General features: G+C 30.3%; 22 protein-coding genes. All 22 read left to right on the top strand.

What is annotated here, in order from left to right; all coding sequences use genetic code 11:
* Position 1 precedes the first annotated feature (1 nt).
* The 22 genes from CD30_RS13350 to CD30_RS13250 all read left to right on the top strand — a co-directional run bounded on the left by CD30_RS13350 (position 2) and on the right by CD30_RS13250 (position 24,997).
* Positions 2–1,177, top strand: a complete 1,176-nt coding sequence (locus CD30_RS13350; RefSeq protein ID WP_036177848.1) for a class I SAM-dependent methyltransferase — start codon at positions 2–4, stop codon at positions 1,175–1,177.
* A gap of 14 nt (positions 1,178–1,191) precedes the next feature.
* Positions 1,192–2,244 carry a glycosyltransferase family 4 protein gene (locus tag CD30_RS13345; protein WP_036177846.1) on the top strand — a complete coding sequence of 351 codons (1,053 nt, stop codon included), beginning with the start codon at positions 1,192–1,194 and terminating at the stop codon, positions 2,242–2,244.
* Positions 2,245–2,316: 72 nt separating this feature from the next.
* A complete protein-coding gene (locus CD30_RS20650; protein ID WP_268871093.1) occupies positions 2,317–2,448 on the top strand; it encodes a hypothetical protein in 132 nt (43 codons plus the stop codon).
* Between the two features lie 591 nt (positions 2,449–3,039).
* Positions 3,040–4,374 (top strand): glycosyltransferase, encoded by a 1,335-nt coding sequence (locus CD30_RS13340; protein WP_036177844.1) that lies wholly within the window; start codon positions 3,040–3,042, stop codon positions 4,372–4,374.
* Positions 4,375–4,748: 374 nt separating this feature from the next.
* The gene (locus CD30_RS13335; RefSeq protein ID WP_036177842.1) at positions 4,749–7,445 is read left to right on the top strand and encodes a YfhO family protein; all 2,697 of its coding nucleotides are present in this window, start codon (positions 4,749–4,751) and stop codon (positions 7,443–7,445) included.
* 239 nt (positions 7,446–7,684) lie between these two features.
* Positions 7,685–8,584: a glucose-1-phosphate thymidylyltransferase RfbA gene (gene rfbA / locus CD30_RS13330; protein WP_036177840.1), complete on the top strand. Its 900-nt coding sequence runs from the start codon at positions 7,685–7,687 to the stop codon at positions 8,582–8,584.
* The gene (gene rfbB / locus CD30_RS13325) at positions 8,584–9,597 is read left to right on the top strand and encodes a dTDP-glucose 4,6-dehydratase (RefSeq protein WP_088350789.1); all 1,014 of its coding nucleotides are present in this window, start codon (positions 8,584–8,586) and stop codon (positions 9,595–9,597) included. Before rfbA ends, rfbB begins: the two co-directional genes overlap by 1 nt.
* 143 nt (positions 9,598–9,740) lie before the next feature.
* Positions 9,741–10,163, top strand: a complete 423-nt coding sequence (locus tag CD30_RS13320) for a sugar 3,4-ketoisomerase (protein WP_036177836.1) — start codon at positions 9,741–9,743, stop codon at positions 10,161–10,163.
* 8 nt (positions 10,164–10,171) lie between these two features.
* Positions 10,172–10,861, top strand: a complete 690-nt coding sequence (locus CD30_RS13315) for an acyltransferase (RefSeq protein WP_052126214.1) — start codon at positions 10,172–10,174, stop codon at positions 10,859–10,861.
* 17 nt (positions 10,862–10,878) lie between these two features.
* Positions 10,879–11,913, top strand: coding sequence for a 3-oxoacyl-ACP synthase III family protein (locus CD30_RS13310; protein ID WP_036177834.1), 1,035 nt, complete (start codon positions 10,879–10,881; stop codon positions 11,911–11,913).
* Positions 11,891–12,124, top strand: a complete 234-nt coding sequence (locus CD30_RS13305) for an acyl carrier protein (RefSeq protein ID WP_036177832.1) — start codon at positions 11,891–11,893, stop codon at positions 12,122–12,124. Before CD30_RS13310 ends, CD30_RS13305 begins: the two co-directional genes overlap by 23 nt.
* A gap of 87 nt (positions 12,125–12,211) precedes the next feature.
* A complete protein-coding gene (locus CD30_RS13300) occupies positions 12,212–13,303 on the top strand; it encodes a DegT/DnrJ/EryC1/StrS family aminotransferase (protein WP_036177830.1) in 1,092 nt (363 codons plus the stop codon).
* Complete coding sequence (locus CD30_RS13295) at positions 13,296–14,225, top strand: glycosyltransferase family 2 protein (RefSeq protein WP_036177827.1); 930 nt, start codon at positions 13,296–13,298, stop codon at positions 14,223–14,225. Before CD30_RS13300 ends, CD30_RS13295 begins: the two co-directional genes overlap by 8 nt.
* Positions 14,176–14,577, top strand: coding sequence for a GtrA family protein (locus CD30_RS13290; RefSeq protein WP_036177825.1), 402 nt, complete (start codon positions 14,176–14,178; stop codon positions 14,575–14,577). Before CD30_RS13295 ends, CD30_RS13290 begins: the two co-directional genes overlap by 50 nt.
* Before the next feature lie 85 nt (positions 14,578–14,662).
* Complete coding sequence (locus tag CD30_RS13285; protein ID WP_036177823.1) at positions 14,663–15,859, top strand: glycosyltransferase family 4 protein; 1,197 nt, start codon at positions 14,663–14,665, stop codon at positions 15,857–15,859.
* 4 nt (positions 15,860–15,863) lie between these two features.
* Positions 15,864–16,937, top strand: coding sequence for a glycosyltransferase family 4 protein (locus CD30_RS13280; protein WP_036177821.1), 1,074 nt, complete (start codon positions 15,864–15,866; stop codon positions 16,935–16,937).
* A gap of 10 nt (positions 16,938–16,947) precedes the next feature.
* Positions 16,948–18,012, top strand: coding sequence for a glycosyltransferase family 4 protein (locus tag CD30_RS13275; RefSeq protein ID WP_036177820.1), 1,065 nt, complete (start codon positions 16,948–16,950; stop codon positions 18,010–18,012).
* Positions 17,990–19,078, top strand: coding sequence for a glycosyltransferase (locus CD30_RS13270; RefSeq protein WP_036177819.1), 1,089 nt, complete (start codon positions 17,990–17,992; stop codon positions 19,076–19,078). The genes CD30_RS13275 and CD30_RS13270 overlap by 23 nt, the downstream gene beginning before the upstream one ends.
* 126 nt (positions 19,079–19,204) lie before the next feature.
* Entirely contained in the window at positions 19,205–20,611 is a 1,407-nt protein-coding gene (locus tag CD30_RS13265; RefSeq protein WP_036177818.1) for an undecaprenyl-phosphate glucose phosphotransferase, read from the top strand.
* Positions 20,612–20,739: 128 nt separating this feature from the next.
* Positions 20,740–21,723 (top strand): UDP-glucose 4-epimerase GalE, encoded by a 984-nt coding sequence (galE, locus tag CD30_RS13260; protein ID WP_036177817.1) that lies wholly within the window; start codon positions 20,740–20,742, stop codon positions 21,721–21,723.
* A 157-nt stretch (positions 21,724–21,880) separates the two neighbouring features.
* Entirely contained in the window at positions 21,881–23,251 is a 1,371-nt protein-coding gene (locus tag CD30_RS13255) for a sugar phosphate nucleotidyltransferase (RefSeq protein ID WP_036177816.1), read from the top strand.
* A gap of 240 nt (positions 23,252–23,491) precedes the next feature.
* On the top strand, positions 23,492–24,997 hold the full coding sequence (locus CD30_RS13250) for a TolC family protein (RefSeq protein ID WP_036177815.1): 1,506 nt from the start codon (positions 23,492–23,494) through the stop codon (positions 24,995–24,997).
* Positions 24,998–25,149 lie beyond the last annotated feature (152 nt).

Raw genomic sequence — 25,149 nt, 5'->3', positions numbered from 1 at the left:
AGTGGATAAATTTGATAGTACTGATAATGAAATCTTTAATAAATTATTAATATTAAAAAATAATAAAATTGATTTTCAAAATGATAATAAAGATGCATTAAATATGGATAGTTATATTGCTCAGTATAATGAAAATTGGCATATATCAGAACCACCGATAACATCACATAGAAAAATATTAGGTAACGCAATTGTGTTTGTGAAAAAGTTAATTAAGAAGTTTGGATTAAGATGGTATATTCAACCATTAATTGAAAAACAAAATAGACATAATTTTGGTGTCAATAAAACATTAAATTTCCTTTTAGAAACTATAAATGAATTAGTTAGTACAAACATAGAATTAAAAAATGAACTATTAAAAGTTGATGATAAAATTAAAATATTAGAAAGTAATTATTCAATAATTGCTGATGAGAAGGTTAAATTTTTGGAAAATCAACTTTCGACTCTAGTTGATGCTTTAAATACTAATGATGGAAATGATTTAGCTGAAAAGTTCAATTATTATAAGTTCGAAGAAATATTTAGAGGTCCAGTTGCAGAAATAAAAAATAGACAAAGATGGTATTTAGAGTACTTACAAGGTGTTGGAAAGGTAATAGATGTTGGTTGCGGTAGAGGAGAGTTTCTAGAGCTATTAACAGAAAATAACATTCCATGTCAAGGTATTGATTTAGACGAGAAGATGGTGGAATACTGTGTACAAAAAGGGTTTGAGGTATATCATCAAAATCTTTTCGATTTTTTACCAAATATTGAGGATAATTCATTAGGTGGAATATTTTTAAGTCATGTTATTGAACATATCACACCAATAGAGTTAATTGATATGATCTCAATGAGCTATAAGAAATTAAAACCAAATGGAGTCTTAATAATGGAAACTCCGAACCCAACGTCGTTATATATCTACGCAAACTCATTTTATCAAGATATAACCCATATTAAACCAGTACACCCTGGTACACTTAAGTTTATTTGTGATAGTGCTGGATATAAAGATATAAAAGTAGAATTTTTATCATCTGTCGATCCTCTAAATAAATTACAGGTATTGGAAGAACAAGGTGAATTTTCGGATAATAAATCGATTGAAATGTTAAATAGTAACTTTGAGAAAATTAACAATATAGTCTTTAATTACCAAGATTATTGTGTTATTGCAAAAAAATAAAGTTGGTGATGTAATTGAAAAAGAAAAAAATAGCCATTTGTCATTCACAAGTTCCCTTTGTTAGTGGAGGAGCAGAGATTCATGTAGAACAACTTTACTTAAATCTTAGGCAACGCAATTTTGATGTAGATATTATTAAAATTCCTTTTAAGTGGTATCCAAAAGAAGAAATTCTAAAGCATGCTTTTTTGTGGCGAATGTTAGATTTAACAGAATCAAATGGGGAAGAAATAGACCTAGTGATAGGCACTAAATTCCCTTCGTATGGTATTCAGCATCCTAATAAAGTTACATGGTTAATACATCAGTTTAGACAAGTATATGATTTGTACGGAACTGAATATTCTGATTTTAAAGGAACGCCAGAAGATATTGCAATTAAAACTGGGATTTCCCAATTTGATAATGTTGCTTTATCTGAATCTAAAAAAATCTATACGAATGCTCAAAATACTAAAAATAGATTAAAGAAGTTTAATGGTATTGACAGTGAAGTACTGTATCATCCTCCGAAACACGTCGGTAAATATTACAATGAAAATGAGGAACCATATATATTATCTGTTGGTAGATTAGACAAATTAAAAAGAATTGATTTATTAATTCAAGCAATGAGATATACGGATACTAAAGTTAAATGCGTTATAGGTGGAAAAGGACCAGAGGAAACATATTTAAAAGAACTTGTTGAGAAGTATAATTTACATGACAGGGTGAAATTTTTAGGTTTTGTAGAAGATGAAGAATTACTTCGGTTATATGCAAACTGTTTAGGTGTTTACTATGCTCCATTAGATGAGGACTACGGTTATATTACACTTGAAGCGTTTTTAAGTAAAAAACCTGTAATCACGTGTTTTGATTCTGGTGGTGTATTAGAGTTTGTAAAAAACGATGTCAACGGATATATATGTGATGTTAACTCAGAAATAATTGCAGCGAAAATTAATTGTTTGATTAACAATTCAACTATTAAAATTAAAGAATTCGGACAGAATGGATATGACATGGTAAAAAATATTACGTGGGATAATGTAGTTGATGAATTAACGGCAACTCTAAAATAGCAACATTCCCTATAAAGAGCATTAGTCCCAACAGCTATTTATGATCCATCATCATACAGGAGGACTACATTAATGAATTCAGAGACGGGTCAAAAATTAAGTAACTTAATTTATACTCGTCTAAGGTACCGGTATCATAAAGAACAAACATTATGCTTAGAAATTGAAACTAAAATGAGTGCTCCAAAAAGACCTTATCCTTAATAACATTTTAGAAGTGTGTAGCTTATGAAAAAATATTAGCTTTATGTGCAGTTCTGGCAGGAATGCAGTATTAGTGACTGTTGTGCTAAAGTTAACAATGAAAGAATTCCGCAGATTGTTTTCTTTAAACATGGGAGTAACTTCCCGTTGTGATTCTAAACCATGTGAACAAATTCAAAGAACTAGAGGATGGGTAATCTTCAATTGAAGTTCCATCAAAAGTACACGTGTCATTGCATTTTTAATGTGTGAGGGGGGTTAGTTGCCTGTTACATATTTAGAAAGATTTAATCCTAGAAATAAGATTAACCCTAAGCTTGACTTTAAATACAAAAGCTTGACATATAGAAGCGGGTAACACGGTATTCTAGCTGATTACGAGTCCCTATGGAAACATTACCAGCCTCTGCCTTATGATTATCGAACGTATGTTTGTATTTATTAGACGCCAGGATAGATGGAGGTACATGATCATAATCATCGTAGTAATCCAATGTGCATCCTATTATTGAACTGAAAATAATTACTACCATTTACTTTTTGATATTTATTTTAAAGTTACTATCAACATTTAAAGAGGGAGGAGACTAAATGAAAATTGCATATTTCAGTCCCTTAAATCCTGAAAAATCAGGCATTTCAGATTATAGCGAAGAATTATTACCACTACTGGGAAAATATCTTACTATTGATATATATGTAAAAAATCCAAAATCTGTTTCAAATAAAGTATTAAAGGATATGTTTCAAATTTACTCTAATAAAGAGTTTGAGATGAAAAAACATGAATATAATACATACATATATCACATGGGAAATAATTGCTCAATCCACAACGAAATTTATGAAACACTATTAAAATATCCAGGTATTGTTGTTATACATGATTATGCTTTACATCATTTCTTTGCAGAATATTATCTGAATAACAATAGAGTAAATAACTATATAGAAGAAATGATTTATAATTACGGTTTAAATGGTTTTCAACTGGCTAATGAATTCCTTGAAGGAAAGATACAACCATTATGGGAAAATTATTCTTTACAATATCCTCTTATTAAAAGAATAACTGATCATGCTAGAGGAATAATTACTACATCGTCATTTGTATATAATAAGATAAAAAAAGATACTCTTCCAATTTGTAATATCCCAGTACATGCTCCAGAAATATTAGATTTGGAAATGCAAGAGAGTATTAATAAAGAAACACGCAAGAAACTAGGAATAGAAGAGGATATATTAGTATTAGGAACGTTTGGTTTTTTATCAAAAAATAAAAGAATATTAGAAATTCTGGAGTCTTTAGGCGAATATAAAAAAATAAATAGTAATTTTATTTTTTACGTAGTGGGTGACATTGCGCCTGATTTAAATGTAGAAGAGATAATACATAAGTATGATTTGATAGACAATGTAAAAATCACTGGATTTGTAACAATGGATGTTTTTAAAGATTATATGAAGATAACTGATATATGCTTTAACTTAAGATATCCCACTCAAGGAGAGTCTTCTGCAACATTAAATAGACTTTTAGGTTATGGGAAAATAGTATTTGTAAATAATGTAGGATCATTTTCAGATTTACCAGAGGATGTTGTTATTAAGATAGAACAAGGAAAAGATGAGAAAAAAAATATTGTTGACTATTTAAAACTTCTAAACAATAAAATAACTCGAGAAAAATATAAAGAAAATATTATGAAATATGCTACAGAATACTTAAGTATAGAAGATTGCTCATTCAAGTATATAAGTTTTATTAAACAAATTCTAATAGAAGAACAATGCAATAGTAAACTTTTCTTAAATAAATTATATGATGAAATATCATCACAAATTAATAAATTTTCTTTAAATAGTGAATGTGAAAATAAGATTATAAGACAAAGTTTGAAAGAAATTGAACGTATTTGGTAGATATTAGTGATAAGTATGTAATGTAACGACAGGACTTGTTATAATTCAACAAAATTGTACTAACAACGTGTCCCCCTGTTAGTATAAAAGTATTAGCAGATCGTCTCAAATATTGTGCGCGTATATTAATATGGTGAGTGGTTCATACCGCAATTTAGAAAAGAAGGAATATGAGTGATAACTAAGACGCTCTATTTTTATTTAAATTTATTTAACAATTGACTTAGCCTTTACTTACATTTTTTATCTATCGGCATTAATGTTAATAAAGCCTTTAATATTCTTCTATTAAGAAATGAATGAAGCTCATATAATCTATAAATGACTCGATAACGAGACAGATTTTACAATAACAATTGTAGAAAGGAAGTACTATGTTAAAAAGATATTCAAAAGATATATTTATCTATGTAACATATTGTATTCTACCATTTGTATTTTATTTCAATTTCTTTTATTCTAATGGAATATGGGGAATTGGTGATGCGTTAGAATCATATGCTCCAAATAAATATTTGTATGACCAAGCTCTCTCTAATTTTGAGCTACCATTTTGGAACAATGGTATAAATTTGGGAATTAGTAATATAGGGGACATACAGTCTGCCCTTTTATATCTACCTAATCTTCTTTTATATTCGATTTTACCATTCGATTTAGCCTATAATTATTTACCATTATTCCATTTAACATTAGCTGGAATCTTTACGTATATGTTTTTAAAACAGATAGGAGTAGATAAGAAAGTTGCATTCTTAGGTGGAGTGACTTTTATGTTCTCTGCAGTACTAAACGTAAGATTTTCACATGTAACTATTTTAAACTCAATAATTTGGTTACCATTAGTGTTATACTTTTACGAAAAATTAAAACAATCAATGAAGATTAAATATGTAATACTGATGAGTTTCGCTTATTCTATGCAAATTCTGGCAGGGTTCATACAAATTGCATTTTATACAGCTGTAATATTATTAGTCTACTTCATTTTTTCTATTAAGAGCTATGAAAACATAAAATTATGGTTTAAACATAAGGTTTTGTTTTCAATACTTGTATTAACATTAACAGCTTTTCAAATCATTCCTACTTTAAAATTATCAAAATCAGTTGGTAGAGATGAAATAACTTATGATTTTTTTAGTAGTTTTTCGTTACCAATAGAGAATATCTTGACTTTATTTTTCCCTTATTTTTATGGTACTCCGTTTCCAGAAAATCAATTACCTTTATACAAAATACCTTTTTTTGGAGAAGGAAGTATAGTGGAAAATGGGTTTTATATTGGTATTATTCCTATATTTTTAGCTTTGTATTGTATATTTAAATATGCATTTAAAGAAAGATATATTCTATTGTGGAGCTTAATTATAAGCTTTTCGTTATTATTTGCTTTAGGAAGTGAATTAGAATTTATTAACTCAATTTTTTATCATATTCCTGGATTTAATTATTTTAGAGTTCCATCGAGAATATTATTTGTCTTTTCATTTGGAATTGTAGTTTTATCTTCGTTATGTTTAAATAAAATTATTTTTGAAAAAGACAGAAATTTAATTATAGGTTTAAAAAAGTTTTCTTTTAAATTAGTTGTATTTTTAACAGGTTCTTTAGTACTATTAAGATTTGTTTTAAGTAAAGTTCAGTCATATTATAATGAAGAGATTATTATTAATAACGTCAGATTGATGGATGTATTAACCTTTAGTAATACAGCAATTACTATACCAGTTATATTAATGTTAATCTACCTAGGTATTTTAATGTCTATGCGGAATTTTAAAGATAAAAATCCGAACCTGTTGATCTCTATTTTATTTATTTTCATTTTCATAGATTTACATTTATTTAATTTTTATAATATTAATAAATTTAATGATATAAACAAAGATTCTGAGATGGTTTATTACTTGGAATCTGTAAATGATGGGAATGATAGGATTTGGCCTGTCTTGACTTCAAATGCAGATATAGAAATGGCTATATCTCCCAACAAGAATTTATTTAATGAATTTAGGACTTTAAATGGATATGTTACATTTATGTCAGAAGATAAAAAGGATTTATTATATATTGATGAAAGAGGAGTTTCAGATTTCAACAGTGTAGAGAAATTACTTGTAGATAACACATTATTATCTAGTTTGAATATCAAATATATTATAATTAATAATGTATATAAAAAAGAATTTGATTTGCTCAATAGAGGATTTACATCGGATAATACAACTTTAATTGATATCAATAAAGAATATTTACCTAATAGTAATGGGGAACTGTTTTTATTTACTAAGGATATAAAGTTAGAAAAAAATAACCTTTATAAAGTTTCCTTAAGTTTAGAAAGACCTATAAATGGTGAAATATTTATCGACTTTTATGGTGAAAATTTTGATTTAGCAAATTTACAAACTGTTTTAAGAAACGGTGAAACATTCACTGAGGCATATTTTTATGTTGATGAGCAACAGGTACCTGAATCTACACAAGTTAGGCTATTAAATTATTTGAAGTCAGATAATCTACTACACAAATTTACAGTAGAAAAGATGGGTATAAATAGTAATATCACTGATGAAAGTAAATATCAAGAAGTCTTTGTAGATAATACATTTTCGATTTACAAAAATAAAAATGTCTTAGAAACATTATATTCTGTTAGCAATGTAATTAAAGCTGATAATAAAAATGAAATTAATGATTATACGAATAATGCAATTGTTCATTCTCAAGCTAACCTTCAAGATTCGTATAATAAATCTAATATTAATATTATTAATTATAGTAATGGTCAGGTAAAAGCAGAAGTTAATTCTAAGGAAGCTTCATTTATAGTTTTTTCAGAATCTTATGATGAAGGCTGGAGAGCATATATTAATAATAAAGCTGTACCAATATACCAAGTCAATAATTTAGTCCAGGGTATTGAAGTACCCAAAGGAAGTAATATAGTAGAATTTAGATATGTTCCTATTGATGTGTATTGTCTTCTATTAATATCAATTATTCTATGCTTTATTTGTTTGATTTATTTATATATTGATTATAGAAGAGACAATAATAATACTTAAATATATAATATAAGATTGAGATGGGTTAGGGGATTTTAGTAGGAGGATGTGGTATAAGGCTATATCCTCTACAAAATCAAAATATAGTAGAACTAAATGAAAAAACTGTACTTGTTCTAAAGGATCCAATGATGTTAGGTTTCAAATAAACTTATGGATGGAAGAAATAAAAAGAGAGTATCTTTATTTTCGTAAACAAAAATTAGTTCGTTCTTATAGAATGAATAAAGGAGATTTATATGAAAGGTATAATATTAGCAGGTGGTAGTGGAACCCGATTATATCCATTAACAAAAACAATATCTAAACAATTACTTCCAATTTATGATAAACCAATGATTTATTATCCATTATCAGTTTTAATGTTATCAGGTATTAGAGAAATTCTTATAATTTCTACCTTTAGAGACTTACCTATGTATAAACAATTATTAGGTGATGGTAGTGAAATTGGAATCTCAATCGAATATGAAGTACAAGCAGAACCAAATGGATTAGCTGAAGCTTTTATTATCGGTGAAAAGTTTATAGGAAATGACGGTGTTGCTTTAATATTAGGAGACAACGTGTTCTTCGGGCAAGGTTTTACAGACCTATTACAAAATGTTGCTCAAAGGAAGGATGGCGCAACTATATTTGGATATCGTGTCAAAGATCCTGAAAGATTTGGAGTAGTCGAATTCGATACTCAATTAAATGCTATTTCAATTGAAGAAAAACCAATAAATCCAAAATCTGAATTTGCTGTTACTGGTCTCTATTTTTATGATAATGATGTAATTCAAATCGCTAAAGAAATTAAACCTTCAGCAAGAGGTGAGCTAGAAATTACAGATATCAATAGCGAATACTTAAAAAGAAAAAAATTAAAGGTAGAGCTATTGGGAAGAGGCTTTGCATGGCTAGATACAGGCACACACGATTCTTTACTACAGGCTTCTCAGTTTGTAGAAACGGTTGAAAAAAGACAAGGATTTAAAGTTGCATGTTTAGAAGAAATCGCATACCGAATGAATTATATAACTAGAAATCAATTATTGGTATTGGCAGATCCGTTAAAGAAAAATAATTATGGACAATATTTAATTGATATAGCTAATGAGACTAAACATGAAACTTTAAGTTTGGTAGGTGTTTAATTTTGGATAAAACTATTTTAATTACAGGTGGAGCAGGTTTTATTGGTTCAAATTTTATTGAATATTTTATTAAAAAATACTCTAATTATCATATTATTAACTTGGACTTACTTACATATGCTGGAGATTTATCCAATTTACATGAAGTGGAAAATTGCCAAAATTACTCATTTGAAAAAGGGGATATTCGAGACAGATTTTTTTTAATGAGTCTTTTTGACAAATACGATATCCAACATATCATACATTTTGCGGCAGAATCACATGTAGATAATTCTATTAAGGACCCAGCAATCTTTGCAGAAACAAATGTGATTGGAACTTTAAACCTATTAGACATAGCAAAACAGCATTGGATGGATGCCCCTTTTCTTTACAAAGAAAAGTACCAAGGATCTCGATTTTATCATATTTCTACTGACGAAGTATATGGAACATTAGGTGAAATTGGTTACTTTACAGAGCAAACCCCTTATGCACCAAATAGTCCATATAGTGCAAGTAAAGCGGGTTCTGATATGCTAGTTAGAAGTTATTATCATACATTTGGAATGAATGTTGTAACGACAAATTGCTCAAATAATTATGGACCTAAACAACATGATGAGAAACTTATACCAACTTTAATTCGAAAAGCTTTGCACGGTGAACCATTACCTATTTATGGAGATGGAAATAATATTCGAGATTGGTTATTTGTTGAGGATCATTGTAACGCAATTGATCTTGTTTTTCATAAAGCGAAAGCAGGTGAAACTTATCTAATTGGTGGACACAATGAACGTACTACACTTGAAATAGCATATGCAGTTTGTGAATATTTAGATAAGAAAGTACCGAGCGAGAAAAGTTATAAAGAGTTGATTCAATTTGTAACAGACCGTCCTGGACATGACTTCAGATATGCTATTGATGCATCAAAATTAGAGAGTGATTTAGGGTGGCAAGCAAAAGAAACATTTGAAACAGGCATAATAAAGACAATTGATTGGTATATCCATAAGTATATGTAGTTGTAATTTAAGTTTATGATTTTTTAAAACCCAAAACAGCATTGTTTTGGAATCAAGTAGATGAATTATGATATATTATACCGTTTATAAGGATAAGCTGATTTCTATTTTATCCTCAGAAAAGAACTTTAGGAGAGAAAAATATGTCTGTTAAAAGTCAAATTATTCAAATAAATAGCCTATCTGATGAACGTGGCTCATTGTCTGTAATTGAAAGTAATAAACAAATACCATTTGAAATTAGAAGAGTGTTTTATATTTTCAGCACAAAAGAAAATATCAGAAGAGGATTTCATGCTCATTACAAAACTAGACAAGCATTAGTAAGCGTATCTGGAACTTGTAAAGTATTTTTAGATAATACTATAAGAAAAGAAGAGGTTATACTAGATTCACCAAATAAAGTTTTAATATTAGAACCAAATGATTGGCATGAGATGTATGATTTCTCAGATGATTGTGTTTTACTTGTTTTAGCTTCTGAACATTACGATAGTAATGATTATATTAGAGATTATGATGAGTTTGTATCTGTTTATGGAAATAAACAATATTTATTATTATGAGGTGAATTATGACTGAGCATTCTATGATATTTACACAAGATATTGGAGAAAACTTAATAATTGCGCCATTCTCTATAGTATATGATGGATGTGTTATTGGAAATAACGTTGTCATCGGAGAACATGCTGTTATAGGGCGTTCTCTAGCTCCAACAAAGGCAATGGTTAGAAAAGAAAAAGAACGAGATTATGTCAAAATTGGTGATGATGTTTCTATTTCCGCACATGCAGTTATTTACAAAGGTGTAAAAATGGGTAAAGATTGTCTTATTGGAGATCATGCGTCTATTTTATCTAATGTCAAAATTGGTGATAGTGTATTGATTAGTAGACAGGTTACTATCAATTCAGATGTTGAGATAGGTGATCATACTAGAATAATGGATAACACACATATTACAGGCCGTGTGAAAATTGGAGACCATGTCTTTATTAGTGTTGGGGTAAGTATGGCTAATGATAATTTATTTGGCCGTAACGGTTTTAATGACGATGTACAGGGCGCTGTGATTGAGGATTTTGTATCAATTGGTGTAGGTGCAACTATTCTTCCTAATGTTAAAATAGGGAGAGGAAGTATCGTTGCTGCAGGTAGTGTAGTAAAGAAAGATGTTCCCTCAGGTGTAATTGTTGCAGGTAATCCTGCAAAAGTTATTTCAAAAGTACCAAGTAACTTAAGAAGGGATTTAAACGAATAAGAGAGGAGTTCAATAAAATGATAAAGTCCTATATCAAAGCAATTACTTATTATCTACCTTCAGAAATTGTATCCAATGATAGTAACGATCGAATGACCAAAAAAATTGGTATATTTAGTAAACATGTAACCAATGAGAATGAATTTGCATCTGATTTGGCATACTATGCAGCGGAAGAATTATTCTCTAAAAATTTATGCAATAAAGATGAAATAGATATGTTGATTTACTGCACTCAATCACCAGATTATTTTTTACCTACTACAGCATGTATAATACAAGATCGATTGGGTCTTAAAAAGTCAGTTGGTGCATTTGATTACAATTTAGGTTGTTCGGGATATGGCTATGGTTTATCAATGGCTAAAGGATTTATAGAAACAGGAATTGCGAAAAATGTATTATTACTTACAGCGGATACTTACAGTAAATATATTAATCCATTGGATGGAACAGTTAAACCGTTGTTTGGAGATGGTGCATCTGCAACTTTAATTACTGGAGCAGATTATCTCGAAAAGGAATGTATTGGTTCAATCGTTTTTGGAACAGATGGAAGTGGAGCAGAAAATCTAATTGTTCCTGCTGGTGGGCTCAAAGAACCGATTAGTAACACTTCATTTGAAGAAACTGAAGATAGTCGTGGTAATGTAAGAACTCGTAAAAATTTATATATGAATGGTAAAGAAATTTTCAATTTTGCAGTCAGAGAGATTCCAAGAGCAATTGAAGATTTATTAAGTAAAAATAATCAAAAACTAGAAGACTATGATTACTTCATATTCCACCAAGCAAATGAGTATATGATGGAAACATTAAGAAGAAAATTAGGAATACCGAAGGAAAAGTTCTCTGTACAACTTGCTGATTGTGGGAATACGGTTTCATCTACTATACCAATTGCCTTATATAGAGATTTTGAAGAAGGTAAGATTAAAGTTGGTGATAATATCATGCTGGTAGGTTTTGGCGTGGGCTATTCTTGGTTTGCTAATTCAATAATATGGAATCCAAAAGGAGAGAATCTAAATGACATTAAAGGAATTTATTGAAAACTTCGAAAATATAGTGATGGTTGATCCAGGAGTTATTACATTAGAGACAGTTCTGGATGAGTTAGAGGATTGGGATTCACTATCTCAAGCAGCTTTTTTAGCACTATGTGAAGATGAACTAGGCATTAAAGTTAGTGATCAGAATTTACGGGAGTCTGTAAAATTTTCAGACTTAGTAGAATTAGTTAAGGAAAAATTACAAGACTAGGGTAAAGTAAATTTGATATTGAATTATACAGTGCCTGAAAAGGCACTTGTACTTTTTATCCAATAAATTTTAAGGAGTTTATGTTTAATGATTCCCTTTTTAGATCTTAAAGAAATTAATGCACAATATGCTGATGAGTTGAAATCGGTTATAAATCAAGTGATTGATAGTGGTTGGTATATTCTGGGTAAATCAGTAAATGAATTTGAAGAAAAATTTTCATCCTACTGTGGAACAAAATATTGTGTTGGCGTTGCGAATGGTCTAGATGCACTTTCACTGATTGTAAAGGCTTATGAAATTGGTAAAGGGGATGAAGTAATTGTTCCATCCAATACCTACATTGCTTCTGTTCTAGCAATCTCTGCAAATGAAGCAACTCCAGTCTTAGTTGAACCGAATATTAATACATATAATCTTGACCCTACAAAAATAGAAAGTAATATTACTGAAAAAACTAAAGCTATTATGGTAGTTCATTTATATGGTCAAAGTTGTGACATGACGCCTATTTTAGAAATCGCTAGAAAGTATAATCTGAAAGTGATTGAAGATTGTGCTCAAGCACATGGAGCCTTTTATAAAGGAAAAAGAGCAGGAAATCTAGGTGATGCAGCTGGATTTAGTTTTTATCCTGGTAAAAATTTAGGTGTTTTAGGTGATGGTGGTGCCATCACTACGAATGATGAAGAATTATATACAAAATTAGTAGCACTTAGAAATTATGGCTCACATAAAAAATACGAAAATCTTTATAAAGGAACTAATAGTAGATTAGATGAAATTCATGCTGCTGTGCTTACTGTAAAACTAGACTTTTTAGATCAAGAAAATAGTAAAAGAAGAGAAATCGCAACTTATTATTTGAACAATATAACTAATAAGAAAATTGTTCTACCTTCAGTAGAATCAGATATTCAAAATCATGTTTGGCATTTGTTCGTTGTTAGAACAGAAGAAAGAGATCGTTTACAGAAATATTTATTGGCTAACGGTATTCAAACATTAATCCACTATCCAATCCCTCCACATAAACAAGATGCGTATGCTGAGTGGAATCATTTAACCTATGAGATATCGGAAAAAATTCATAAAGAAGTTCTTAGTTTACCAATGAGTCCGGTATTAACATTAGATGAAGTAAAACAAGTAGTAGAGGTAATTAATAAATATGAGTAAGAAAACTTTTTCTATTTTGATACCTGTTTATTTTAATGAGATGAATATTCCACATACTGTACCGAGACTACAAGCATTATCAAGTTTACTTCCTAATTATGATTTAGAATTTGTGTTTGTGGATGATGGTTCAAAAGATGACTCATTAAGATTATTATTGGAAGAAAAGAAAAATGATTCAAGAATAAAAGTTATTAAGTTAAGTAAAAACTATGGCTCTATGCAAGCTATTCAAGCTGGATTAACATTTGTTACTGGTGATTGTGTTGGTATTATTGCTGCTGACCTTCAAGACCCACCGGAATTATTTGAGAGAATGATTACTAGTTGGGAAAATGGAAAGAAAATTGTTATGGCAACAAGGGAAGATAGAATTGAGTCGTTCTCACAAAAGTTATTCTCCAATACGTATTATTACCTAATGGATAAGTTTGCAATTAAGGATTATCCAAAAGGTGGTTTTGATTTTGTCTTGATTGATCGTCATGTAGTTGAAGAACTTAACAGAATTAAAGAAAAAAATACGAATATCATGAGTTTGATATTCTCATTAGGTTTTGAGCAAGAAACCATTCCCTATGTTCGTCAAGCCAGGGAACATGGAAAATCAAGATGGACATTTTCAAAAAAAATAAAACTATTTGTCGATTCTTTTGTAAGTTTTTCCTATGCACCAATTCGATTTATGACAGGAATGGGATTTGTAGTCGCGATATTGAGCTTTATATATGCAATGTATACAGTAATTAGTTATTTTGTGGGGAATATAAATGTCCAAGGATGGACAACTCTTATTGCATTAATTACTTTATTACTCGGAATGATAATGATGATGTTAGGAATCATAGGGGAATACTTATGGAGAATATTAGATGAAACAAGGAAAAGACCAGGGTACATTGTTGACAAGGTTTATGAATAAAGAATTTATACGATTTCTATTTGTCGGTATATTTAATACTGTATCAACATATGTTAGTTATCTGATTCTGCTACCATTTCTTAATTATAATCTTGCATATTTAATTTCATATTTATCAGGAATTATAATTTCCTTTTTATTAAATACAAAGTATGTTTTTAAGGTGGATATTTCATTTAAGAAAGCTATAAAATATCCATTAGTGTATGGTATTCAGTATCTATTAAATGTAGTTATTTTGAATTTATTGGTTGGAAATAATTTAATAAATGAAGTGTTAGCACCGATTATAGTAATTATTATTTCAGTGCCAATTACATTTTTTTTATCAAAGTACATATTGAAGAGATGATATGTTATATCATCAAGAGTAGATAATATAAAGTGTATTTTAATTCTTGATATATGTTAAGTTATCATTAGATTGTGGTGAATTTATGAAAAATATAGCTTTTGTCATTCAACGTTATGGTGAAGAAATCGTAGGAGGCTCGGAAACGTATTGTCGTGAACTAGCTGAAAGACTTGTTAACACTTACAACGTAGACATTCTTACAACCTGTGCAAAAAGTTATGAATCGTGGAAGAATGAATATCCAGAAGGAAAGACTGTTGAAAATGGGGTCACTGTACTCCGTTTTCGTAATGATAAAAAAAGAAATCGATTATTTGGTCGTTATACTAAATTTTTGCAGAAGAAAAAAAACAAGACCGTTCTTGATGAAGTGACTTGGATGAATCTACAGGGCCCATATTCTAAAAATTTATTAGCCTATTTAGAGAATCATCAAGATAATTATGACTTAATCATTTTTGTTACGTATCTCTATTTTAACAGCTATTATGGTTTACAGATTGCACCACATAAGTCTGTTCTTATTCCAACAGCTCATGATGAACCACCTATTTATTATTCTATGTTTAATACGGTTTTTCATCTTGCTCAGGGGCACGTTTTTTTAACTGAAGAAGAAAAAGACTTTGTTTTTAAACGATTTCCGGGCTTGCAATCAAATTATCGTGTGATTGGCATGGGCATAGACGATCAAACTAAACAACTGACAGCCACTACAGAGATCGATTCGAAAATAGAAAAGGCAGCAAGTGAAGATTATGTTGTTTATGTAGGTAGAATCGATACAGAAAAAAATATAGGCGAACTAGTTGATTATTTTAATCGTTTTATTAAGGACACTGGATCAGATTTACGCTTGTATTTAACAGGTTCGCTACAAATGGACATACCCAAACAAAAAAATATTAGTTATCTTGGATTCGTAAGTGAACAAGAAAAAAAATATCTACTTGAACATGCGAGAGCGTTTATTATGCCTTCCAGATTTGAAAGTTTTTCAATAGCTACATTAGAAGCTATGAATTTTGGAGCTCCTGTATTTGTTAATAAATCATGTGAAGTTTTAAATGGACATGTTGAAAGAAGTCAAGCTGGACTTTCATATCGTAACTATGAAGAATTTAAAGATGGTCTTCAATCAATGCTCACAAATACTACTCTCGTTGAAAATATGCGAGGAAACGGAAAAAAGTATGTTTCCCAACATTATGAATGGGATGTTATTATCAAAAAATACGTTGAGTTTATTGATGAATGTTGTCAAAATACAAAGAGGTAGTGAAATGATTATCGGATATGATGCCCGTTTAATTGGTACGAAAAGAACGGGAACAGTAACAATGCAGCAAAAATTATTAGAAAAACTAATTGTAGATAATGCGCATCGATGGATTCTTTTTGGTGATCGGGATACAATTGGAAAATATGAAGAAACCCACGCCAATGTAAAAGTCATTCATGTCTCTATGAAAATAAAACCAATATGGGAACAATTCATTTTGCCGTATCATATTTTTAATGAAAAGATTGATCTTTTTTATTCTACTAAAAATTTTACTGTTCCATTCGTGTATCGTCATAGGACAATTGCGACTATCTTAGATTTAATTCCATTTCATTTTCCAGAGAATTATTTAAAAAATAAGTTAAGATTTATCTATCACCATGTTTTATTAAAAAATGCTTTAAAGGCAAGAGCCGTTGTAACAATTTCTGAATTCTCCAGAAACGATGTATTAGCGATTAAACACATTGAAAATATTCATGTAATTCCACTAGGCCCAAACGCAAGTTCAGGTTCTAAGGAGCAAAACATTCGAATACATATGAAACCATTCTTTCTTACTATTGGCGGTGCAGAGCCAAGGAAAAATATTCAGTCTTTGTTGAATGCATTTTCCCTTTTTAAGGAAAAAGGATATCCACATAAGCTGGTAGTTGTTGGTCAAAAGAATTGGAGAAATGATACACTCGTTGTGCCACCGAATATAGAAAAAGATATACAATTTACTGGTTTTGTGGAAGATGAGGAATTATATAAATTATATCAAGAAGCAGTGTGCTTCATCTTCCCGTCCATGTACGAAGGATTTGGGCTACCTGTTTTAGAAGCCATTTATGCTGGTTTGCCTGCAATTGTTGCTAGTAATTCTTCCCTTGAAGAAATATATAGTGACTCTTGTTTCATGGTAGAAACCATGGACCCAACATCTTATGTTCGTGCAATGGAAGAACTGTCTGAAAAAGAAACATATGAAATCAATCAAGTAAAGTATAATGAAATCAAAAGTAGATATAATTGGGACAATAGCGCTAATGAATTAATGAAAGTATTATTAAAATATTCAAAAAGATAGGTTGAATAGAATGAGAATAATAATTGATGGGCGATTGGCAAGTCCTTTTCATGGTATAGGTAAACACACAATTGCCCTAATCGATTGTATGAGTGGATTTGAAGGTTCGAATATTACTGTTTTGTATAACAATGATGAGCAAAAGAAACATGTTATCAGCAGAAATGTGGAATGGTTGAAAATAAATGCTGCTCCATTTACCTTAAACGAACAAATCGAAATACCTCTTAAACTAAAAAAAGTGAAATATGATATTTTCCATTCGCCCTATTATACGGCACCATTCTTTGTGAAAAACCTAGTTTTAACGATCCATGATATTATACCTGCAACTTTCAAAGAAGACTTTGGAATACTAAAGTTTCTGTATTATAAAATTTACATTCAACTGCTTGTTCAGAAATCAAAATATATATTAACAGTTTCTGGTTACTCTAAAGAGGAAATAATACGTTTTTTTAAAGTAAATGAAAACAAAGTAAGGGAAATCTATTCATATAATTTTGATGATGTGAAATATATTGAGAATTCGATTTCACCAACCATATTCAACCCTTATTTTATTTATGTTGGAAACAAAAAAAGATACAAAAATGCCAATATAATAGTTGAAAGTATTATTAAACTGCGTAGTAAAGGTTACAAAATTGACTTGGTACTAGTTGGGGACTTTGAAGATTATCATTTGGATTTTATTCATATTAAAAGGAATATATCAAAAGAAGAGTTATATGGATTGTATGAATTTGCTATAGCTCTTTTATATCCATCTCTCTGTGAAGGATTTGGTTTGCCTCTTGTAGAAGCAATGAGTAAAGGTTTACCAATTATCGCCTCAAATAGGGGTCCTATTTTTGAAGTAGTTGGTGATGCCGGGGTGATAATAGAACCATCAGAGAAAGAATTTACGAATGCTATGGAGCAATTACTTTTGGATAAAGAATTACTAGTAGAACTAAAAGCTAAAAGCTTTAATAGACAAATGGCATTTAGTGCTTCTAAGTTTAAAAAGGAGCATTATGCAGTGTATACAAAACTAAAGGTGGAATTAGATGAAAGTCGCAATCGTACATGATTGGTTAATAGGAATGGGTGGTGCGGATAAGGTAGTGGCTGAATTACACAAGCTATTTCCTGATGCACCAATTTATACATCTGTTGTTAACTATGATAAGTTGGATCCTGAATTTAGAGAAATGGATATACGAACGACCTTTATTCAAAAGCTTCCATTTAGCAAAACAAAATATAACCGTTACCTACCACTGTTCCCGATAGCATTTGAAGCTTTTGATTTACGAGAATATGATTTAATTATAAGTAGTACGGCTTCAATCGGGGTGAAAGGGGTTATTCGTGATTCTTCGAGTGCACATATCTGCTACTGTCACACACCACCTCGATATTCATGGGATTTTTACCATGAATATCTAAATTATAGTGGGTGGTTTCAACGAAAAATAATCCCTTTTCTGATGCATTATTTAAGAATGTACGATCAACTCTCAGCGAATAGAGTTGATTACTACATTTCAAATTCAACGATTGTCAAAGAAAGAATCAAAAAAATATATCAACGAGACGCAGAAATTATTCATCCTCCTGTTGATGTTGAACGTTTTAAAATGTCTACTGAGAGTGAAGATTTTTACTTAGTTGTTAGTCGCTTAGTGCCATACAAAAAGATTGACTTAGCAGTACAAGCTTGTAGCCAACTTAATAAAAGGTTAATTGTTATTGGTTCAGGTTCAGAACTTAATAACTTGAAACAAATGGCAGGACCATCAGTAGAATTTCTAGGTTACCAATCAGATGAGATTGTGAAAGAATATATGCAAAAATGCAACGCCTTTCTTTTCCCGGGATATGAGGATTTTGGAATTGCTCCAGTTGAAGCGCAAGCCTGTGGGAAGCCTGTGATAGCATATGGTAAAGGGGGAGCATTAGATACAGTAATTCCTAAAAAAACGGGTGTTTTGTTCAATGATCAATCAGTTGAATCACTAGTGGAAGCAATAAACGAATTTGAAAAAACATCATTTGATCCAATTAAAATCCGAATTCATGCTGAACAATTTAGTAGTAAAAGATTTAGAGATAGTATACTAGAGTTAGTTGAAACAATAATTCAAGAAAATTAATAGAACCCTTTTATATTTTCTTATTTTCGATATATAATAATATTGTTAGAAATTTAGTTTTGAAACTAGTTATTTAATTTTATTTAGTAGACATAAAATAAAGTATGATATATCGGAGGAAAGTTAATGATTAGAGGAAATGAAAGATTTATCACAACATTATATGTTGGAACAGATTTCTTAATTATTCAACTTTCATTTTTTATAGCATGGTTTTGTCGATTTTATTTTCTTGATGGAATTGTCGCAAATGATCTATCTTTAGCAGATTACTTTTTTTGGAATGTCGTTTATTCCATTACTTACATAATTATTGCGAATTTTATATCCTTATATAAGTCGAAGAGAAGAAAGAAATTTTCTAATGAAATTTCTAAAATTATACAAGCAAACTTATTCAGTATGTTTGTACTACTAAGTTTACTTTTTATTGTAAGAAATATCGACACATCAAGGGTATTTCTAGTAATTTATATTTTATCAAACTTAACATTCATTATTGGATATCGCTATATTGTTAAGATTACTCTTAGTATCTTAAGAACAAAAGGATATAATAAACAATTTATTTTAGTGATAGGCGCTGGGTCTTTAGCTCAAAAATTTATACATACATTATCCTATCACCCGGAATATGGTTTTGAGATACTTGGTTTTCTGGATGACAATAAAGAAAGTTTAGGTAAAATTAATTCAGTTAATAGGCCTATTCTAGGTAAAATTAATGATTTAAAATTGATATTGGAAAATGAAATAATTGATGAAGTAGTTATTGCGCTTCCTATCTCAGCTTATGATAAATATCAAAAAATAATAATGACTTGTGAAAAAGTAGGTGTACGTGTGTCAATTATACCAGACTTCTATGATATACTACCTGCGAATTCTCACTTTGAAAACTTCGGTGATTTACCTGTTATAAATGTTCGTGATGTACCACTTGATGATAGAATTAATAACTTTTTAAAAAGATTGTCAGATATAATGATTGCTATTATAGGAATTATTCTGACAATGCCATTATTAATTGGAATTGCAATCGGTGTGAAATTAAGTTCACCTGGTCCAATACTATTCAAACAAGAAAGAGTGGGATTAAATCGTAGAACTTTTATAATGTACAAATTTCGTTCAATGAAAATAATGTTCGATAATGCTTCAGATACAAAATGGACAGTTGAAAATGACCCTAGAAGAACAAAGTTTGGCACATTTATTAGAAAAACTAGTTTAGACGAATTACCACAACTTTTTAATGTGCTTAAAGGGGATATGAGTATTGTTGGTCCTCGTCCAGAACGTCCATTTTTTGTTGATCAATTCAAAGAGGAAATTCCAAAGTATATGATTAAACACCAAGTACGTCCTGGAATTACAGGTTGGGCACAGGTATGTGGTTTACGTGGAGATACGTCAATTAAAGATCGTATTGAACATGATATATATTATATCGAAAATTGGACATTATTATTAGATGTGAAGATAATTTTGAAAACGATAGTAAGAGGTTTAATAAATAAAAACGCCTACTAAAATTTAATTGATTCAGTACTTTATCTTACCCATACATTCAGTATGGGTTTACTTTTTCTATATAAAAGTTTACATAGCTATTGATTGATATTAATTCTTGATTGAATCATTTATAGGAGATGGGGATTTTGTTACTAGTTGTTGGTGGTGCAGGTTATATCGGCAGTCATGTTGTTAAAGAATTAGTTGAGGACAATAGAGAAGTAGTTGTTTTAGATAATCTTAGTACTGGTCATCGTTGGGCAGTTGATGAACGTGCAATTTTTATTGAAGGAGATATGGCCGATTCTAAATTACTTCAAAAGGTTTTTGAAATATATAATATAGAAGCAGTTTTGCATTTTGCAGCATCTAGTTTAGTAGGAGAATCAGTAATTAACCCAATTAAATATTATGAGAATAATGTTTCCTCTACATTAACGTTATTAAAAGTAATGAAAGAGAATAAAATAGATAAATTTATATTTTCTTCAAGTGCTGCAGTCTATGGGATTCCAAGCGTTGATATTATTGATGAAAATACTTTGACGAATCCAATTAACCCTTATGGTAAATCAAAATTGATGGTTGAACAAATTGTTGAAGATTTTCATTATAGTTACGGATTAAAATATGTAACACTAAGGTATTTTAATGCCGCAGGTGCTTATAAAACTGGAGAAATAGGAGAATATCATAATCCTGAAACCCATTTAATTCCTTTAGTATTGGAACATTTACTTGGAAAAAAATCAAGTATTTCGATTTATGGGAATGATTATAATACCAAGGATGGAACTTGTATAAGAGACTATATTCACGTTACTGATTTAGCTAGAGCCCACGTTTTAGCACTTAATGCTGTACTTAATGAGGAAGTTACGAATGCTATATTTAATCTTGGGAATGGTAACGGATACTCAGTTAAGGAAATTATTGATACTTGTGAAATAATAACTGGTATTAAACCAATAGTTAAATTGGATAAACGTCGTATTGGAGATCCTGATGTGTTAGTTGCAAATTCAAAAAAAATTTTAAAAGAGTTAGGTTGGAAAGCAACTATAGACATAGAGGACATAATAAAAAGTGCTTGGAATTGGCACAAGTCTATATTAGTAAAGAGGAAATAAACTTGTAGTACGGCCAACTCTTATACTATTGAGTTGGCATTTTTATTTTAATTATGTAATAATATATATATCTAGAGATTGCATTTTCTAGATTATTAAAAGTATAGAATATGTTTATGTTACATACATTATCTTAAAGATTAAAGGAGATTTACATATGGAATTAATACTATTATCGGGGGGCTCTGGAAAGCGATTATGGCCGCTTTCTAATGATTCTAGATCAAAACAATTTTTAAAAGTGTTAGATAATGGTAATAGTCTAGAATCAATGGTACAAAGAGTTTGGAGACAACTGGGGAATTTAGGTATACAAAAGTCTGCTGTTATAGCAACAAGTAAATCCCAAGTTGATATGATACAAAGTCAACTAGGTAATCATATCCCACTTATTATTGAACCTGAAAGACGTGATACATTCCCTGCAATAGCACTAGCAGCAACATTCCTATATTCAATTAAAGGTACATCCTTAAATGAAGTAGTGGGGGTATTGCCTGTAGATCCTTATGTAGAAGATCAATTCTTTAATAGAATATTAGATTTAGAACAAGTTTTACATAATTCTGAAGCGGATTTGGCTTTAATGGGTGTTACACCAACATATCCTTCTGAAAAATACGGTTATATTGTTCCCACAGAAAATAAAACAAATAAATATTATAACGTAAGTCATTTTAAAGAAAAGCCAACTGAAGAGGAAGCAAAAAAATTAATTGAAAATAATGCATTTTGGAATTGTGGGGTTTTTTCGTTTAGACTAGGCTATCTAATTTCTTTACTTCAAAGTAAGGGATTACCAACTGATTATGACGAATTATTAAATCAATATAATACACTTGAAAAGATTAGTTTTGATTATGAAGTCGTTGAGAAAACTAAAAAAATCGTCGTTCTACCATATGAGGGGACATGGAAAGATTTAGGTACTTGGAATACATTAACTGAAGAAATGGGTTCCAACTTAATTGGAAAGGGAATTTTAACCGATGATTCTCCAAATACTCATTTGATTAATGAATTAGATATTCCTGTAACAGTAATTGGTATTAATAACGCAGTTGTTGCTACTAGTCCAGATGGGATTTTAGTAGCCGATAAGGCACAAAGTCCACGGATAAAAGAAATACTAAAAGGTTTTGACAACCGTCCTATGTATGAGGAACGTCGATGGGGTTGGTATAAAGTACTTGATCATACTAAGTTTGATGAAGGTAACGAGATACTTACAAAAAGAATCGGAGTTAAGGCTGGGAAAAACCTGAGCTACCAAAAACATTTCGCTCGTAGCGAAGTTTGGACAATTATTAAAGGTGAAGGTGAATTCGTGTTAAATGATGAAATCCGTAAAGTGAAAACAGGGGATGTATTAATTATTCCTGTTGAGGCGAAACATGGAATTAAAGCAACAACTGATTTAGAATTTATAGAAGTTCAATCTGGTTCGCATCTAATTGAGGAAGACATTGTACGTATTTTTATGACTTGGGAAGAAGTAGAAGAAAATTGTAGTACTCTAATTGTATAATAAAAAACTACTCGCTAAGTAAATAGTATACCTTAGCGAGTATTTAATTTAATCAGCTTGAAAATTACGAACTTTCTCCGAATCAAACTTCTATTAATCTAAAATAGTATTAGCGATTCCTTGTACGAATTGGATTTACAGGATATAATTGAGGACGAAATGACGATTGTTCTTCCATTGTAGGTAAATTGTAGACGGGATTTTGGATTGCTAGATAATATAGAAAAGAGTGGTATGGTCATGAAAAAAGGAATCACGATGGGACTTGCTGCATTATTAGTTACAGGTAGCATTTCCCCAGCAGTGTTAGCAGCAGAAGCTAGTAAATCACCTGTTGAAACATTCGCTGCAACTAATAAAAAAGATAAAGATGAAGAAAATGAACGATTCTTTGAGAAAGTACAGGTGGAATCGTTAACTTTAGAAGATGCTGTACGTTATGGCTTAAATAGTAGCTATTCATTAAAAGAATTAGAGTTTGCCCTTGAACAATTGAATGTAACCGAAGATAAATTGGATGATCAATATGATGTTGCAGAGAGTTCTCTCGAAAGTGCCATTAAACAAAGAGATGAATTAAAGAAAAAACTTGAGACTACACCAGACTCCGTTACATTAGAAACTGCAACTAAAGATTTAAATACTCAAATAAGCAACTTACTAGAATCGTTACAAGATGCTGGGGTTCCAGTTGAAGATATCGAAGCTGCTGCAGAAGAAGCAACACCACAGGATGAATCTAGTGGTTTGAACAGTCAAATTGATAATCTACAAGGTTTTCTAGATGCTTTACAAACCTATATAAAAGAAAATACTGAATACAAAAATGATCAACTGCTTAAAGAACAATTGGCTTTAGTGGAAACAAACATCGCTACTTTACGTAGCACTGTAACCAGCCTAGAAAACACCCTAGACGACCTAGATTCTCAATACGAAACAATTTTCAATAATCGTGTTGTAGCCCGTGAAAGCATGGAAGTGTCTATAACGTCATCTTATTTAGGTTTAGTGATGTTACAAGATCAGATTAATCACTTGAAAAATATGCTGAACACACAACAAACTCAAATCGACGCAATGAAAACTCGTTATGAGCTTGGGTTAATTTCTGCTAGAGACTATGAAAAGGAAACACGTAGTATCTCAGATTTAGAGACTCAGATTACCGATTTAGAAAAGCAGTTAAAAAATGACAAAGCAACATTTGCCTTAACGATTGGAATTACATATGATGACGATTATTCAATTGAGGTTCCTGAATTAGGTGATATTTCATTAGTTGAACAAACAAAATCTACAGAAGAGCTTATTAAAAACAGCTTTAATATGGTAGCTGCGAAAAATGCAGTATTACGTGCTGAAGATAAGCTGGATGAAGTAGATGATTTACCTAACCGAGTAAAAGAAGATGAAGAACTAGCTGAAATCGAGTTGGATATTGCTAAATTAAGTAAAGAAAAACTAGAAGTTGATTTAGAAAAAGTAATTAAAAATCTATATCAACAAGTCCAACAACAATACTCTGCTCTTAAAACAGCGGAAAAAGAATTAGCTGAGGCGAAGGTTGATCATCAAGATTTACAAGTGTACTTTGACTTAGGCTTATTATCAAAACAAGAATTTGACGCAGCAAATACGCCTGTTACACAAGCAGAATTTAATTATCAAAATGCAAAATATCAATATTACTTAGTTACTAAACAAATCGAGTTAGTTGAAGCTGGGGTTATTCCAGCCAATTAATTTATGTACCTAAAATAGTATTATGCTTATGAGTTTCCCAAGGGACACTGTAACTATAGAAAACGCAAGAATGTTGAAGAAACAACGTTCTTGCGTTTTTAAATTGTAAGCCCGAAATATAAAAAACAGCGCACCTTTCGGTACGCACGACG

The sequence above is a fragment of the Ureibacillus massiliensis 4400831 = CIP 108448 = CCUG 49529 genome, assembly GCF_000772965.1.
GTDB classification, from domain to species: Bacteria; Bacillota; Bacilli; order Bacillales_A; family Planococcaceae; genus Ureibacillus; species Ureibacillus massiliensis.
Note: the sequence above shows the minus strand (reverse complement) of the source record. Positions and strands in the feature narration are given on the sequence as shown.